The 14,514-nt window shown below is 69.1% G+C and carries 13 protein-coding genes; 1 reads left to right on the top strand and 12 read right to left on the bottom strand.

Features of this window, described 5'->3' with window-relative positions:
- Positions 1-16: 16 nt before the first annotated feature.
- Both EZ242_RS20450 and EZ242_RS20445 read right to left on the bottom strand, forming a co-directional pair.
- Positions 17-1,405, bottom strand: coding sequence for a cytochrome ubiquinol oxidase subunit I (locus EZ242_RS20450; protein ID WP_135287068.1), 1,389 nt, complete (start codon positions 1,403-1,405; stop codon positions 17-19).
- Positions 1,406-1,409: 4 nt separating this feature from the next.
- Positions 1,410-1,988, bottom strand: a complete 579-nt coding sequence (locus EZ242_RS20445; protein ID WP_135287067.1) for a GbsR/MarR family transcriptional regulator — start codon at positions 1,986-1,988, stop codon at positions 1,410-1,412.
- A 126-nt stretch (positions 1,989-2,114) separates the two neighbouring features.
- On the opposite strand from EZ242_RS20445, the gene EZ242_RS20440 reads away from it, so the two are divergent.
- Positions 2,115-3,203 carry a PA0069 family radical SAM protein gene (locus EZ242_RS20440; RefSeq protein ID WP_135287066.1) on the top strand — a complete coding sequence of 363 codons (1,089 nt, stop codon included), beginning with the start codon at positions 2,115-2,117 and terminating at the stop codon, positions 3,201-3,203.
- Positions 3,204-4,695: 1,492 nt separating this feature from the next.
- On the opposite strand, the gene EZ242_RS20435 is transcribed toward EZ242_RS20440, so the two are convergent.
- The 10 genes from EZ242_RS20435 to EZ242_RS20390 form a co-directional block, all read right to left on the bottom strand.
- Positions 4,696-5,763, bottom strand: a complete 1,068-nt coding sequence (locus tag EZ242_RS20435; protein ID WP_135287065.1) for a sodium:calcium antiporter — start codon at positions 5,761-5,763, stop codon at positions 4,696-4,698.
- Between the two features lie 111 nt (positions 5,764-5,874).
- Positions 5,875-6,435 carry a hypothetical protein gene (locus tag EZ242_RS20430; RefSeq protein ID WP_135287064.1) on the bottom strand — a complete coding sequence of 187 codons (561 nt, stop codon included), beginning with the start codon at positions 6,433-6,435 and terminating at the stop codon, positions 5,875-5,877.
- A gap of 127 nt (positions 6,436-6,562) precedes the next feature.
- Positions 6,563-7,702 (bottom strand): molecular chaperone DnaJ, encoded by a 1,140-nt coding sequence (dnaJ, locus tag EZ242_RS20425; RefSeq protein ID WP_135287063.1) that lies wholly within the window; start codon positions 7,700-7,702, stop codon positions 6,563-6,565.
- A 91-nt stretch (positions 7,703-7,793) separates the two neighbouring features.
- On the bottom strand, positions 7,794-9,755 hold the full coding sequence (gene dnaK / locus EZ242_RS20420) for a molecular chaperone DnaK (RefSeq protein ID WP_135287062.1): 1,962 nt from the start codon (positions 9,753-9,755) through the stop codon (positions 7,794-7,796).
- Positions 9,756-9,854: 99 nt separating this feature from the next.
- The gene (grpE, locus tag EZ242_RS20415; RefSeq protein WP_135287061.1) at positions 9,855-10,433 is read right to left on the bottom strand and encodes a nucleotide exchange factor GrpE; all 579 of its coding nucleotides are present in this window, start codon (positions 10,431-10,433) and stop codon (positions 9,855-9,857) included.
- A 134-nt stretch (positions 10,434-10,567) separates the two neighbouring features.
- Entirely contained in the window at positions 10,568-10,918 is a 351-nt protein-coding gene (locus EZ242_RS20410) for an FKBP-type peptidyl-prolyl cis-trans isomerase (RefSeq protein WP_135287060.1), read from the bottom strand.
- 46 nt (positions 10,919-10,964) lie between these two features.
- Positions 10,965-11,273: a winged helix-turn-helix transcriptional regulator gene (locus EZ242_RS20405; protein ID WP_135287059.1), complete on the bottom strand. Its 309-nt coding sequence runs from the start codon at positions 11,271-11,273 to the stop codon at positions 10,965-10,967.
- A gap of 61 nt (positions 11,274-11,334) precedes the next feature.
- Complete coding sequence (locus EZ242_RS20400; RefSeq protein ID WP_135287058.1) at positions 11,335-11,805, bottom strand: MarR family winged helix-turn-helix transcriptional regulator; 471 nt, start codon at positions 11,803-11,805, stop codon at positions 11,335-11,337.
- Positions 11,802-13,487 carry an acyl-CoA dehydrogenase family protein gene (locus EZ242_RS20395; RefSeq protein ID WP_135287057.1) on the bottom strand — a complete coding sequence of 562 codons (1,686 nt, stop codon included), beginning with the start codon at positions 13,485-13,487 and terminating at the stop codon, positions 11,802-11,804. Before EZ242_RS20395 ends, EZ242_RS20400 begins: the two co-directional genes overlap by 4 nt.
- A 13-nt stretch (positions 13,488-13,500) precedes the next feature.
- The gene (locus EZ242_RS20390; RefSeq protein ID WP_135287056.1) at positions 13,501-14,490 is read right to left on the bottom strand and encodes a Bug family tripartite tricarboxylate transporter substrate binding protein; all 990 of its coding nucleotides are present in this window, start codon (positions 14,488-14,490) and stop codon (positions 13,501-13,503) included.
- Positions 14,491-14,514: the final 24 nt, after the last annotated feature.

Genomic DNA, 14,514 nt, shown 5'->3' with positions numbered 1-14,514 from the left:
CGATGACTCCAGGGTTTCAGGCCGGGCCGCCGACCGGCACGGCGGGACGCGCGGCCTGCGGCGAGGCGGGCAGGGGCATGGCCGGGTGCTGGGCCATGTACATCAGCACCAGCACGTAGGCGACCAGCAGGAAGAGATACACGGCCAGGTAGCCCACGAGCGTGGTGAGCACCATGCCCGCGGCGTGCGGCGCGACCATGTCGGCCGTGCGGAAGAGGCCATAGACCAGGAAAGGCTGGCGGCCGATCTCGGTGACGAACCAGCCCGCCAGCGTCGCGACCCAGCCCGAGAAGGTCATGGCCGCGAGCACGCGCAGCTGGGTGCGGGACAGGGGCAGGGGCCCGCTCCGATCGTTCTTCCGGGCGCGCCACAGCGACGCGGCTGCCCACCAGGAGACGGCCAGCATCAGCACGCCCATGCCCACCATCACGCGGAAGCTCCAGAACACCGGTGCCACGGGTGGGTGCGCACCCGGGAACTCGTTCAGGCCCTTGAGCTCGGCGTCCCAGTCGTGCGCGAGGATCAGGCTGGCCAGGCCCGGCACGGTGATGGCGTAGTCCGTGCGCTGCTCGGCCTCGTTGGGCAGGCCGAAGAGCGTGAGCGGCGCGCGGCGCTCGGTCTGCCAGATGCCTTCGATGGCGGCGATCTTGGCCGGCTGGTGCTCCAGCGTGTTCAGGCCATGCAGGTCGCCCGCGAAGATCTGCAGCGGGATGGCGCAGGCCGCGGCCACGACGCCGGTGGTCAGGGCGCGTCGCGTGCCCTGGTTGGTGGTGCCGCGCAGGATCTGCCAGGCCGACAGGCCCGCGAGCAGGAAGCTCACCGTGAGCGTCGAGGCGAGCAGCATGTGCACCAGGCGGTACGGGAACGAGGGGTTGAAGACGATGGCGAACCAGTCGTCCGCGTGCATCACGCCGTTCTCCATGCGAAAGCCCGCGGGCGTCTGCATCCAGGAGTTGAGGCTCAGGATCCAGAAGGCCGACAGCGTCGTGCCCACCGCCACCGCCAGCGTGGCGAAGAGGTGCACGCGGTCGGACACGCGGCCGCGGCCGAACAGCATGATCCCGAGGAACGCGGCTTCCAGGAAGAAGGCGGTGAGCACCTCGTAGCCCAGGAGCGGCCCGGCGATGTTGCCCACCTTCTCCATGAAGCCGGGCCAGTTGGTGCCGAACTGGAAGCTCATGACCACGCCCGAGACCACGCCCAGCGCGAAGCTCAGGGCGAAGACCTTGGTCCAGAGGTAGTAGGCCTCCTCCCAGCCCTGGGCCGCGGGCGTGCCCCGGGCGGCGGTGTAGCGCGCGCGGAAGTACACCAGGAACCAGCACAGCGCGATGGTGATGGTCGGGAACAGGATGTGGAAGCTGATGTTCGCGGCGAACTGGATGCGCGAAAGCAGCAGGGTGTCCATCACTTCAGGTCTCCTTTTTCTTGGCCGGCGAGCGGCCGGTCACGCGGTCCTTGAGTTCGAGCACGCGGGTCACCGTGCTGCCCATGCCCATGAGCTGCAGGGCCGTCTCCGGCGAGAGCTTCTGCACGTCGTCCAGCCATTTCAGCAGCCGGTCGATGAGGTCGTGCATCTGGCGCATGCGCTCCTGCGCGTGGCGGTCGGCCTCGCTCGCGGGCTCCTGCATCAGCGCATTGCGCAGCATGGAGAGCGTCGGCTCGATCTCCCTGCGCCGCCGCTCCTCGGCGAGCACGCGGAAGATCTCCCACACGTCCTGCGGCGCCTCGAAGTACTCGCGCCGGTCGCCCGGCAGGTGCTTCAGGCGCACCAGCCGCCACGCCTGCAGCTCCTTCAGGCCCATGCTCACGTTGGAGCGCGAGAACTCCAGCGTCTCGGCGATCTCGTCGGCGTTCACGGCAGCCGGCGAGATGAAGATCAGCGCGTAGATCTGGCCCACGGTCCGGTTGATGCCCCAGCGGCTGCCCATTTCGCCGAAGTGGGCGACGAACTCGCGGCTGAGGGGTGGCAGGCGGTCTTGCAGCGGCATGGGCGCGATCATAGGGGCCGCATCCGCAACTTTCAGGAATTACTGAAATGCCAGTAGGTTCCGTATGGCATCCGAGGTATAGGGCCGAGCTTGATCCGGTCGGCCACTCGCCGGCATACTGGATGCATGAACAGTGAATCGATTCAGCGGGTGCCGATCGCGGCCATCAAGGGCCGGGGCGCCGCGAGCTGGCTGCCGCACCGGTTCCATACCGAAGCGCGCGAGGTGTTCGACGATGGCTGGGAGCCGGAAGAGAGCGATCCCCATGTTCCCGCCACCACCGTGAGCTGGGAGGAACCGCGCAGCGCCATCGCGCACAACGACTCGCCCGACGTGTTCTTCGAGCGCTCGGTCAACCCCTACCGCGGCTGCGAGCACGGCTGCATCTACTGCTATGCCCGGCCGACCCACAGCTACCTGGGCCTCTCGCCTGGGCTGGACTTCGAGACGCGCCTGATCGCCAAGCGCAACATCGCGGGGGTCCTGAAGGCCGAACTGGCCCGCCCGCGCTACGAGGCGCGCACCCTCGCCGTGGGCACGGTCACCGACTGCTACCAGCCCGTTGAGCGCGAGCTGCGCCTCACGCGGGACATCATCCAGTTGCTGCACGACTGCGCGCATCCGCTCACGCTGGTCACCAAGTCCAGCGGCGTGGAGCGCGACATCGACCTGCTCGCGCCCATGGCCGGTCGCCGGCTTGCATCCGTCTTTATCACCCTCACCACGCTGGACGCGGGGCTCACGCGCAAGCTGGAGCCCCGCGCCGCCGCGCCCCACCGGCGGCTGCGCACCATCCGCGCGCTGGCCGACGCGGGCATTCCCGTGGGCGTGAGCCTGGCGCCGCAGATCCCCTTCCTCACCGAGGACCTGGAGCAGGTGCTGGAAGCCGCCTGGGAGGCCGGCGCGCGCAGCGCCTTCTATCACGTGCTGCGTCTGCCCTGGGAACTGAGCCCGCTGTTTCGTGAATGGCTGCAGGTCCACTACCCGCAGCGCGCCGAGCGCGTGATGGCCCGGGTGCAGGACATGCGGGGCGGCAAGGACTACGACAGTGACTTCGCCACCCGCATGAAGGGCAGCGGACCCTGGGCCGAGCTGATCGGGCAGCGGTTCCGCCGCGCCTGCGACCGATTGGGATTCAACCGCGAACGGCTGGTGCTCGATGCGAGCGCCTTCCGGCGGCCGCGGCTGGACGGGCAGCAGGCGCTCTTCGATTGAAAGCGGGTCGCACCGGCGGCGGTCGTCAGGCCTGTCCGGGGGGGGGGGCGGTCGAGCACGGGCAAACGGCTGCCCTGTGAGGGCTTGGCGTCGAGCTTTCCTGTCGCCGCAGCATCAGCAGCCGGAGTGGGTGACGCGCTGGATGTGTCGTGGCCTTGAAGCGTCTTAGGCGCTCCGGCTTGGATGCGTCCTTCGATCTGATGGAAATCGGCCAGGAGCGCGATGGGGTCGAGCGATCGCAGCGGCCCGTCGGCAGCATTGGCGTCAAGGGCGTCGAACACGGATGTCGGGTCCTGCAGCATGTCCGCCGCCAGACGCAGGAGCGCATGCGACTCTGGCCGCAGGCCGTCATCGCCGATCGGCAGGAACTCGTCCAGGCGTGCGAGGATGGCGGCATGTGTCATCGCCTGCCACGGGGCGATGCGCGCCAGCAGCGGATCGCGCGCCAGGTGGGCGCCGATCAGGCAGGCGCCCATCAGCACGCCGCGCGCGCCCTCGAAGGCGCTGGACGAGACCAACTGCTGCAGCTTCCAGTCGGTGAGGCCCACGCCCGCATCGTCGCCGGCACTCGCGTTCACGGCGAAGGCCCGGCCCAGCGTGGCGAGCTGGGGCGGTGAAAGACCCGTCGATCGGTCCCAGACGGCGGACACGTCGAGGTCCCTGACCAGCGCATCCACGGCGCCTGCGAGCAGGATGTCGAGGGGGCCGCTGTCGGCGGTGTCGCAGCAGGCCCGAAAGGCCTCGTCGGGCCCGAGCAACTCCGTGAGGGCCTGCAGGCACACGGCGCTGCTCTGCGCCGCACCGTCCTGCCAGTCGTGCAGGCGAAATGCCCGCGCCATGTCGCGCCGCTCGTCCCAGCCCCCCCGTGTGCGCAGCGCGGCCGACAGGCGATCGCGGTTCTCGGCGGCAGGTCGCGCCGTATCGAAGAGCAAGGGAAGCAGGGGCTGCAAGGTCACCGCGGAGTCGAGCGCATCCAGGGACAGTTCGTGCTGCGCCTGCCGCGCTGCACGCACGACCGCAGGCACTTCGTTCAACGAACAGGGGCGAGGCAGCTCTACGGCCGATGGCACATCGTCCTGGAGCAGCGTACGGACGGCTGGCCCGTACCCTGAAAACGAACAGTCCTTTGCCTGCTGTTTCGAGTCTGGCGCTGCGCGGGCCGGCGCAGCATCCTCTTCGTCGGAGGGCGGCGCGGTCGTGCGCGAGGTGATCGGCACGAAGGCTGGTGCTCGAACTTCGATTCGGTCCATGGAGAGAGCGCTGCTCCGGGCGCTGTCGGGCAGCGCGATTCGGACGCTCAGGCTGCCGAATGAAGCGGACTGCTGCGATGGATTTCCGTCGGGCGGCGATTCGGTGGTGGACTTGACGAGAGAAGGCGTGAGCGGGCTTGTAGGAGTCATCGGTGGCTGCGTTGAAGGATTCGGTCGCGGGCTGACGCCCGACCGAGGTAGCAACGCCCGAGCCGCGTCGGTTCCCCGCATGCACGCGCCAATCAGCGCATCTGATAGAGGAAGTACAGCCCCGCCGCGTACGCCACCAGCACCGCCGCCGAATCCACTCCCATGCGGGCCACGGTGCGGTCCTGCCGCTCGATCAGCCCGCCCATGTAGATGGCCGCCAGCAGCGCGCCCAGCAGGCTCGCGAACTGCGAGAACTTGCCGACCTCGTTGATGACCGGCCCGCCGCGCCAGGCCACGTCCACCGCGAACACCAGGCCCACGTTGAAGAGGTTGGTGCCGAAGATGTCGGAGATGGCCATTTCCAGCCGCTTGAGCTTCACCGCTGCCAGCACGGAGCTGAGTTCGGGCAGGGATGTGGAGATCGCGACCAGCACGGCGCCCACGAAGCTCTGGCCCAGCCCGGTCTGGCGCGCGATGGCGTCGCCTGTGCGGCTGAGCACGTAGCCGGCCACGAGGATGGCCAGCCCGCCCAGCGCCAGTTTCCAGGCCAGCGACTTGATCGACCCCGGTTGCGAATCGGCCATTTCCTGCTCGCGACGCTTGCGCCGCTCCTCGCGCTTGTGGCGCTGCGCGTCGGTCATGTTGACCACCCAGGCGTGGCGGTCCTGCGAATGCGAGATCTTCCAGATCGCGAACACGTACAGCCCGGCGAGCGACCATGACCACGCCCCCGCGCCCAGGAAGGCCACGTCACCGACCATGAAGGCCACCGCCAGGAGCGTGAGCAGCAGGATGTTCATCACCACCTGCAGCAGCACCACCGAGGAGCCCGCCACCACGGTGAGCGCCGCCTTGCCGAACACCGCATCGGCCACCGCCAGCAGTGCGATCTGCATGGCGATGCTGCCCAGGAGGTTGTTGACCGCCAGCGAGGGGCTGTCCGTCACTGCCGAACTCAGTGACACCGCCACCTCGGGCAGCGAGGTGATGCCCGCCAGCAGGACCAGGCCCACGGCCGCATGGCTGATGCCGGTGGCCGTGGCCAGTTCGTCCGCGTCGCGCGCGACGCGCGTGCCCGCGATCCAGACCACCACCGCCGCGATGGCGAAGATGGCTGCATTGATCCCGATCGATTGGTCCTGGAAGTCGAAGAAGCCCATGCTGCAGATGCATTGAAGACACGCTCGCCCAGCGCGAGCGCCTCCATGCTGGCGCGTCCGAGCCTGCGGCCGGCGCCTCGCTTTCAGTTCAAGGAGCTTGTTACCCGGCCTTCAGCGGCCCAGGACCCAGGCGAGCAGCAGCCCTGAGGCGACCAGCGCGCCGGCGGCCGCCATGCCGCTCAGGTTCGCCTTGAACTGCGCCGGTCCGGTGAGGCGCCGCAGCGGGGTGTGCCACAGCGCCAGTGCGGGGAGCAGGCCAAGGACGAGCAGCAGGGTGCCGACTCGCCAGTCCAGCAGGGCCGCCCAGCCGGGGAAGACCTGCTCGGGGCCGGCGGGCAGCAGGCGGCTGGGCAGGCGATGCAGCCAGGTGCTGGCGGCGGAGGCGGCGGCCAGTACGAGCAGCAGGGAGCCCGCGGGCTTGAGCGTGCGCCGCCAGCACAGCACGAAGAGCAGCGCGGCAACGCCCCCCGCCAGGGCCAGCGACTGCGCCAGCGCCAGGGCGAGCGACAGCGCATCCAGCTGGACGGCCGAGCGCCACAGACCGACGTTGCAGGCCAGCGCGATCCAGGCACTCACGGCGACCACCGCCCTTGCCGGGCGCGGCGCGAGCCGCGCCTCGCCGGGCATGAGCATGGTGGAGTAGCCCGTGCTTCGGAACAGCTTCAGGGACATGGCTTGCCTCATCAGTAGCGGATTGTTTCCGCTGCATGACGAGAGGGCAAGCCGGAAAAGACCGGTCGGCCCGGCATAAATGCGGCTTTTGTGGGGGGAATACGCCAGCCTGAGCCGCTGCGACCGCTCAGGCGCTGAAGAACCCCTTGAGCTTGTCCGCCCAGCCGCCTTCGCCGGGGGTGTGCTTGCTGCCGCCCTTCTTCAGCGACTCGTCCAGATCCTTGAGCAGCTTGCGCTGGTACTCGGAGAGCTTGACCGGCACTTCGACGCTGATGTGGCAGTACAGGTCGCCCGGGTAGCTGGAGCGCACGCCCTTGATGCCCTTGCCGCGCAGGCGGAACTGCTTGCCGTGCTGCGTGCCCTCGGGAATGTCGATGGCGGCCTTGCCCGAGAGGGTGGGCACCTCGATCTCGCCGCCCAGGGCCGCGCTGGTGACGCTCACCGGCACCACGCAGTGCAGGTCGTCGCCGTCGCGCTCGAAGATGTCGTGCTTCTTGAGGCGGATCTCGATGTACAGGTCGCCCGGCGGCCCGCCGTTCATGCCCGGTTCGCCGTTGCCGGCGCTGCGGATGCGCATGCCGTCGTCGATGCCCGCGGGAATCTTCACTTCCAGCGTCTTCTGCTTCTTCACGCGCCCCTGGCCGTGGCAGTTGGGGCAGGGCTCGGGGATGATGCGGCCCGTGCCCCGGCATTGCGGGCAGGTCTGCTGCACGCTGAAGAAGCCCTGGCGCATCTGCACCACGCCCTGGCCGTGGCAGGTCGAGCAGGTCTTGGCCTGGGTGCCGGGCCGCGCGCCGTTGCCGTGGCACACGTCGCAGGATTCCCAGGTGGGGATGCGGATCTGCGCGTCCTTGCCCGTGGACGCTTCCTCCAGCGTGACTTCCATGGCATAGGACAGGTCGCTGCCCCGAAAGACCTGCCGCCCCCCGGGGCGGCCCCCGCGGCCCTGGCCGAAGATGTCGCCGAAGATGTCGCCGAAGGCCTCGGCGAAGCCGCCGAAGCCCTCCGCGCCCGGACCGCCGCGCATGTTGGGGTCCACGCCGGCATGGCCGAACTGGTCGTACGCGGCCCGCTTGTCGGCGTCGGAAAGCATCTCGTAGGCCTCCTTGGCCTCCTTGAACTTCGCTTCCGCCTCCTTGGCTGCCTCACCCTGGTTGCGGTCAGGGTGGTGCTTCATCGCCAGCTTGCGATAGGCCTTCTTGATCTCGTCGTCGGTGGCGTTCTTGGGAACGCCGAGGACTTCGTAGTAGTCGCGTTTGCTTGCCATGTTTCGTGTTGAAGGGGCCAAAGGCTCGGGGCTGGGGCTGGGGAACAGGTCTTCGCCCCCCCGCCCGCAGCCCCTGGCCCCTGGTCCGGGATCAGCCCTTCTTGACTTCCTTCACCTCGGCGTCGACGACATTGTCATCGGCCGGGCGGGAGCCGCCCGAGGCGGACGCGCCTTCCGAACCGGCGCCGGGGCCTGCGCCACCAGCGGCGGCCTGCGCGGCCTGGCTGGCCTGCATGTCGGCGTACATCTTCTCGCCCAGTTTCTGGCTGGCGCCCATGAGCGCGTTGGTCTTCTCGTCGATCTGGGCCTTGTCCTCGGTGGTCAGGGCCTGCTCGACCTCCTTGAGGGCGGCCTCGATCTTTTCCTTCTCGCCGCCTTCGAGCTTGTCGCCGTACTCGCTGAGGCTCTTGCGCACGCTGTGCATCAGCGCCTCGGCCTGGTTGCGGGCCTGGACCAGTTCAAGCTTGCGCTTGTCCTCGGCCGCGTTCAGCTCGGCGTCCTTCACCATCTTCTGGATCTCGTCCTCGGACAGGCCCGAGTTGGCCTTGATGGTGATCTTGTTTTCCTTGCCGGTGCCCTTGTCCTTGGCGTTCACGTGCAGGATGCCGTTGGCGTCGATGTCGAAGGTGACCTCGATCTGGGGCAGGCCGCGCGGCGCCGGCGGGATGCCTTCCAGGTTGAACTCGCCCAGCAGCTTGTTGCCCGCAGCCAGTTCGCGCTCGCCCTGGAAGACCTTGATGGTCACGGCCGGCTGGTTGTCGTCGGCGGTGGAGAAGGTCTGCGCGAACTTGGTCGGGATGGTCGTGTTCTTGGCGATCATCTTGGTCATGACGCCGCCCAGGGTCTCGATGCCCAGCGACAGCGGCGTCACGTCCAGCAGCAGCACGTCCTTGCGCTCGCCGCCCAGCACCTGGCCCTGGATGGCCGCGCCCACGGCGACGGCTTCGTCCGGGTTGACGTCCTTGCGCGGCTCCTTGCCGAAGAACTCCTTGACCTTGTCCTGCACCTTGGGCATGCGGGTCATGCCGCCCACCAGGATCACGTCGTGGATGTCGGAGACCGAGACACCCGCGTCCTTGATGGCCGTGCGGCAGGGCGCGATGGTGCGCTCGATCAGCTCGTCCACCAGGCTTTCCAGCTTGGCGCGCGTGAGCTTGATGTTCAGGTGCTTGGGGCCCGAGGCATCGGCCGTGATGTAGGGCAGGTTGATGTCGGTCTGCGAGCTGTTGGACAGCTCGATCTTGGCCTTCTCGGCGGACTCCTTCAGGCGCTGCAGGGCGAGCACGTCCTTGGACAGGTCCACGCCCTGCTCCTTCTTGAACTCGCCGATGATGTAGTCGATGATCCGCTGGTCGAAGTCTTCGCCGCCCAGGAAGGTGTCGCCGTTGGTGGAGAGCACTTCGAACTGCTTTTCGCCCTCGACGTCCGCGATCTCGATGATGGAGATGTCGAAGGTGCCGCCGCCCAGGTCATAGACGGCGATCTTGCGGTCGCCCTTTTCCTGCTTGTCCAGGCCGAAGGCCAGTGCCGCGGCGGTGGGCTCGTTGATGATGCGCTTGACTTCCAGGCCGGCGATGCGGCCGGCGTCCTTGGTGGCCTGGCGCTGGGCGTCGTTGAAGTAGGCGGGCACCGTGATCACGGCCTCGGTGACCGGCTCGCCCAGGTAGTCCTCGGCGGTCTTCTTCATCTTGCGCAGCACCTCGGCGCTGACCTGCGGCGGCGCGAGCTTCTTGCCGCGCACTTCCACCCAGGCGTCACCGTTGTCGGCCTTGGTGATGGTGTACGGCATGAGGTTGATGTCCTTCTGGACTTCCTTTTCCTCGAACTTGCGCCCGATCAGCCGCTTGACCGCGTACAGCGTGTTCCGGGGGTTGGTGACCGCCTGGCGCTTGGCCGAGGCGCCCACGAGGATCTCGCCGTCCTCCTGGTAGGCGACGATGGACGGCGTGGTGCGCGCGCCTTCGCTGTTCTCGATGACCTTGGGGCTGTTGCCTTCCATGATCGACACGCACGAGTTGGTGGTGCCGAGGTCGATGCCGATGATCTTTCCCATGTGCTTCTCCTGAATGCTGGACGGCCCGAGCGGGGCCGGTTGATGTCTTGCTGTCTGGCGTCTAGCTGGTGCCGGCGCGGGTCTGTTTCAAGCCGCGGCTTACTGCGGCGCGGCCACCGTGACCAGGGCCGGGCGCAGCACGCGCTCGGCGATGGAGTAGCCCTTCTGCAGCACCGCCACGACCGTGTTGGCCTCCTGGCCGGGGGCGGGCACCATGGAGATCGCCTGGTGCTGGTGCGGATCGAATTTGCTGCCGGCCGCCGGGTTGATCTCCAGCACCTTGTTGCGCTCCAGCACCGTGCGCAGCTGGCGCAGGGTGGCCTCGGCGCCCTCCCGGATCTGCTCGGGGGTGGCGTCCTGGATGGCCAGGCCCGCTTCCAGGCTGTCGGCCACCGGCAGCAGGCTTTCGGCGAAGCTTTCGACGGCGAACTTGCGCGCCTTGGACATTTCTTCGTCGGCGCGGCGCCGCGTATTCAGGACTTCGGCCTGGGCGCGCAGGTGCTGCTCGGACAGTTCGGTGTTCCTGGCCTGCAAGGACTGCAGTTCGGCCTGCAGCTGGGCCAGCTGCTGCGCGGTTTCGGCCTGGTTGGCCGCTTCGGCCACTTCGCGCTCTTCGGCGCTCGCCCCTTCGGGCAGGCCCTGGGGATCGAAGGTCGGTTCGGTGCGGTGATCGGACATGGATTGAAGACGTTCGCGTGACTGCGCGTAATGAGCTCCGCTGGAGCTTGGGGGCGGGCCCCCAGCATTTCAAGCGGGCACGGGGAAAATTCCCGGCGGCCGTCGGCGCTCGACCGCCGGACCCGGAGGACGGGTCAGCGAACGCCCAGCAGCTCGACGTCGAACTTGAGCGTGGCGTTGGGCGGGATGACACCGCCGGCGCCGCGGGCGCCATAGCCCAGCGCGGGCGGGATGATGAGGGTGCGCTGCCCGCCGACCTTCATGCCGGCCACGCCTTCGTCCCAGCCGCGGATGACCATGCCTGCACCGAGCGAGAACTCGAAGGGGTCGTTGCGGTCACGGCTGGAGTCGAATTTGGCGCCCTGCTGGCCGTTCTCGTAGAGCCAGCCGGTGTAGTGCACGCGCACCTGCTGTCCGGCGCGGGCTTCGGCGCCCTGGCCGACGGTGGTGTCCTGGTACTGCAGGCCGGAGGGGGTGGTGTTCATCGGGTTTGTTTCCTGTTCTTGACCGGCCGGCCAGTGTAGCGACTTGCTACTTGCGCCGGGCCTGCCCCTGGGCCCAGCGCAGGGCGAAGGGCTGCAATTGCCCGAGCCGCCGTGCCAGCTCGCTGCCCGCGGGGGTGAGGTGGTAGCCCTCGCCGTCATGGTCCAGCAGGCCCGACTCGCGCAAGGCCTTGATCCGCGTGTTGAGCGTGTTGGGCGTGACGCCGCCCACGCTGTCCTGCAGCAGCCGGAAGGTCTGCGGATGCCCGTCGCGCAGCGCCCACAGCACCCGCAAGGCGTAGCGGGACTCGAGCAGGGCGAGCAGCTGGGGGACCGCGTTGTTCTCCTTGGCACTCATGCGTGGGGCAGTGTACGCATGGAATGCTATATAAACAATAGCGGGAGGCGCCTGCGCGGCGCTACAGATACACCTTCTTCAACAGCCGGATCAGCGTCTTCAGCTCAGCCGGGCTGAGCCGGCCCGCCGCATCGGATTCGAGTTCGGCGGCGGTTTTCTCGGCCGCTTCGGTCAGCGCAGCACCGGCCGGCGTGAGGTGCAGGCCCACGGCGCGGCGGTCGCGCGGGTGCGGCTGGCGCTGGATGAGTTCGCGCTTTTCCAGGTTGTTGACCAGGCCCACCAGGTTGGGCGGAAGAATGCCCAGGCTCGCGCACAGCTGGCGCGAGGTGATGCCCGGGTTGTGGCGGATCAGCGAAAGGACGGAAAAGTCGACCGGCCGCAGGCCGTAGGGCGACATGCGCTCGACGAAGACGTCGATCACGGCCAGGGCCGCCCGGCGGGCGTTGTAGCCGAGCAGGCCTTCCAGGTAGCGGGTGTCCACCTGCTCGACGGTGGGCACGTCCGGCGAGGATGCGGGCTGGGCGGCGCTCATGGGCGGGTGGGCGCCTGCAGCATGGCCAGGCGCATGTCCAGCTCGGGCCAGACCCAGCGCCAGAAGGCGTCGGCGGGAGCCTGCCAGCGCGGTCCGGTCGCGCCGGGGTGCCGCGCGATGCGCGACCAGGCCCAGCCGGCCAGGACCAGGGCCACGGCACGCAGGTAGTCGCCGGCCACCCAGTAGGCCGCCTGGGCGTCCTGCCGGGCGGCGTCCGCCACGCCGCGGGTCGCGCCCTGCAGGCGCTCAATGGCGGGCAGCAGCCGCGGGTCGCCGCCGCCGTCGTCCTGCAGCCGCGCGAGCACCGCATCCAGGGCGGCGCCGCCGTCGGGCAGCACCTTGCGCACCAGCAGGTCGATGGCCTGGATCTCGTTGGTGCCCTCGTAGATCATGGCCACGCGGGCGTCGCGCACGATCTGCTCGACGCCCCACTCGCGCACGTAGCCATGGCCGCCGAAGACCTGCAGGCAGTCGCTGGCACCATGGAAGCCCTGCTCGGTGAAGGCCGACTTGAGCACGGGCGTGAGCAGGCCGCACCACTGCTGCGCGGCCTCGCGCCGGTCGGCATCCGGGTGCGAGCGGGCCAGGTCCAGCTCGATGCCGGTCTGGTAGGCCAGCACGCGCCCGGCGTCCACCCAGCACTGCTGCGTCTCCAGGATGCGGCGCACGGCCGGGTGGCCCTCGATGAGGTCGGCGGCCTGCGAGGCGTCGCGCGGGCCGGGCACGCGCATCTGGCGCCGCTCGGCCGCGTAGGCGCGGGCGAGTTGCAGGGCGGCGTCGAGCAAGCCGATGCCCTGCAGCGCGACGTGCAGCCGCGCGGCGTTCATCATGACGAACATGGCGGCCAGGCCCCGGTGCGGCTGGCCGACCAGCCAGCCGGTCGCCTCGTCGAAGCGCATGACGCAGGTGGGGCTGCCGTGCAGGCCCATCTTCTCCTCGATGCGTTCGCAGCTCACCGTATTGCGCGTGCCGTCCGCCAGGCGCTTGGGCACCAGCAGCAGTGACAGGCCCTTGGGTCCGGGCGGCGCGTCGGGCAGGCGTGCGAGCACGAGGTGCACGATGTTCTCCGTGAGGTCGTGCTCGCCGCCGGAAATGAAGATCTTGGTGCCGCTGACGCGCAGGCTGCCGTCCGCCTGCGGCGTGGCACGCGTGCGCGCCAGGCCCAGGTCGCTGCCGGCGTGCGGCTCGGTCAGGCACATGGTGGCGAGCCATTCGCCGCTGGCCACCTGGGGCAGCCAGGCGGCCTTGAGTTCCTCGCTGCCGTGGTGGCGCAGGCACTCGTAGGCGCCGTGCAGCAGGCCCGGCGCCATGGTCCAGCCGTGGTTGGCCGCGCTCAGCCACTCGTAGAGCACGCCCTCCAGCACCCAGGGCAGACCCTGGCCGCCGTCCTCGGGCGCGCAGGCGAGGGCGGGCCAGCCGGCCTTGCAGAAGGCCTGGTAGGCATCGCGGAAGCCCGGCGGGGTCGTGACCGAGCCGCCCTCGAAGCGGCAGCCCGGCTGGTCGCCTGCCGCACGCAGCGGCGCCACCGCCCCCTTGACGAAGCGCGCCGCCTCCTCCAGCACCTGCTCGAAGAGCGCCGGGTCGGTGTGCTCATGGCCGGCCGCCGGGCGCAGCTGGCCCGGTGCGTCCAGCACCTCGAGGAGGAGGAAGCGGTTGTCCGCGAGGGGAGGGGCGTAGTCCATGCGGCGACGGCGATCAGGAGTCCGCGGTGAAGCCGATCTGCTTGACCAGCGGTCCCCAGCGGACGTTCTCCTCGCGCTGGCTCTTGTCCATCTCGGCGGGCGTCGACCCCTGGGCCACCAGCCCCATGAGGGCCAGCGAATCGACCACGCTCTTTTCCTTCAGCGCCGCGTTGATTGCGGCATTGGCATTGGCGATCACGTTGGCCGGCGTGCGGGCCGGGGCGTAGAAGCCGAACCACTCCTCCGTCGTCAGCTCGGGGAAGCCCTGCTCGGCGTAGGTGGCGACGTCCGGCGTGAAGGGCGTGCGCTTGGCGCCCGAGGTGGCAATGATCCGGATCTTGCCGGCGCGGTGGTTGGCCAGGGCGTCACCGGTGGGGGTCGAGGTGGAGGCGAGCTGGCCACCGATCATGTCGGCCACCGCTGGCAGTGAGCCGCGGTAGGGCACGTGCTTGAGATCCACCTTGTTGTTCAGGCCCAGCAGCGCGGCCAGGAAGTGCGGCGTGCTGCCCGCCGCCGGCGAGCCGTAGCTGGCGAGGTTGGGATTGGCCTTGGCCCAGGCCAGGTAGTCCTTCACCGTCTTCACGCTTGCGGGAACCATGGGCCCGACGGCCAGGGCGTGGGTCATCACCGCGGCGATGGACACGGGCGCGAGGTCCTTGAAGGGGTCGTAGCTCAGCTTCGAATAGATGTGCGGGTAGATCGCGGTGCAGGAGAAGGGCGTGAGCAGCAGGGTGGAGCCGTCCGGCGCGGCGTTCTTGACCACCTCGCAGGCGATGCGGCCGCCCGCGCCGGGCTTGTTCTCGACGACGGCGGCGTTCTTCGAGAACGCCGTGCCGCCCATCTTCTCGCCGATGCGGCGGCTGGTCGCGTCGGCGGTGCCGCCGGCAGGGAAGCCGTTGATGATCCTGACCTGCTCCAGGGCCTGGGCGAAGCCTGCGAGCGGGAAGGCCGAGAGGGCGGCGGCCGATGCGGCCCACTGGGTGAATTGACGACGGGTGGTCATGTGCTTCTTGTCTCCTCGTATCGA

The sequence above is a fragment of the Ramlibacter rhizophilus genome, from assembly GCF_004681965.1.
Taxonomy (GTDB): domain Bacteria; phylum Pseudomonadota; class Gammaproteobacteria; order Burkholderiales; family Burkholderiaceae_C; genus Ramlibacter; species Ramlibacter rhizophilus.
This window is presented reverse-complemented; position numbering and strand designations above follow the sequence as displayed.

Coding starts and splice junctions, on each gene's coding strand:
- grpE (WP_135287061.1), bottom strand. CDS start 10,433: ATGTCCGATCACCGCACCGAACCGACCTTCGATCCCCAGGGCCTGCCC.
- EZ242_RS20450 (WP_135287068.1), bottom strand. CDS start 1,405: ATGGACACCCTGCTGCTTTCGCGCATCCAGTTCGCCGCGAACATCAGC.
- EZ242_RS20395 (WP_135287057.1), bottom strand. CDS start 13,487: ATGGACTACGCCCCTCCCCTCGCGGACAACCGCTTCCTCCTCCTCGAG.
- dnaJ (WP_135287063.1), bottom strand. CDS start 7,702: ATGGCAAGCAAACGCGACTACTACGAAGTCCTCGGCGTTCCCAAGAAC.
- EZ242_RS20440 (WP_135287066.1), top strand. CDS start 2,115: ATGAACAGTGAATCGATTCAGCGGGTGCCGATCGCGGCCATCAAGGGC.
- EZ242_RS20445 (WP_135287067.1), bottom strand. CDS start 1,988: ATGCCGCTGCAAGACCGCCTGCCACCCCTCAGCCGCGAGTTCGTCGCC.
- EZ242_RS20390 (WP_135287056.1), bottom strand. CDS start 14,490: ATGACCACCCGTCGTCAATTCACCCAGTGGGCCGCATCGGCCGCCGCC.
- EZ242_RS20430 (WP_135287064.1), bottom strand. CDS start 6,435: ATGTCCCTGAAGCTGTTCCGAAGCACGGGCTACTCCACCATGCTCATG.
- EZ242_RS20405 (WP_135287059.1), bottom strand. CDS start 11,273: ATGAGTGCCAAGGAGAACAACGCGGTCCCCCAGCTGCTCGCCCTGCTC.
- dnaK (WP_135287062.1), bottom strand. CDS start 9,755: ATGGGAAAGATCATCGGCATCGACCTCGGCACCACCAACTCGTGCGTG.
- EZ242_RS20435 (WP_135287065.1), bottom strand. CDS start 5,763: ATGGGCTTCTTCGACTTCCAGGACCAATCGATCGGGATCAATGCAGCC.
- EZ242_RS20400 (WP_135287058.1), bottom strand. CDS start 11,805: ATGAGCGCCGCCCAGCCCGCATCCTCGCCGGACGTGCCCACCGTCGAG.
- EZ242_RS20410 (WP_135287060.1), bottom strand. CDS start 10,918: ATGAACACCACCCCCTCCGGCCTGCAGTACCAGGACACCACCGTCGGC.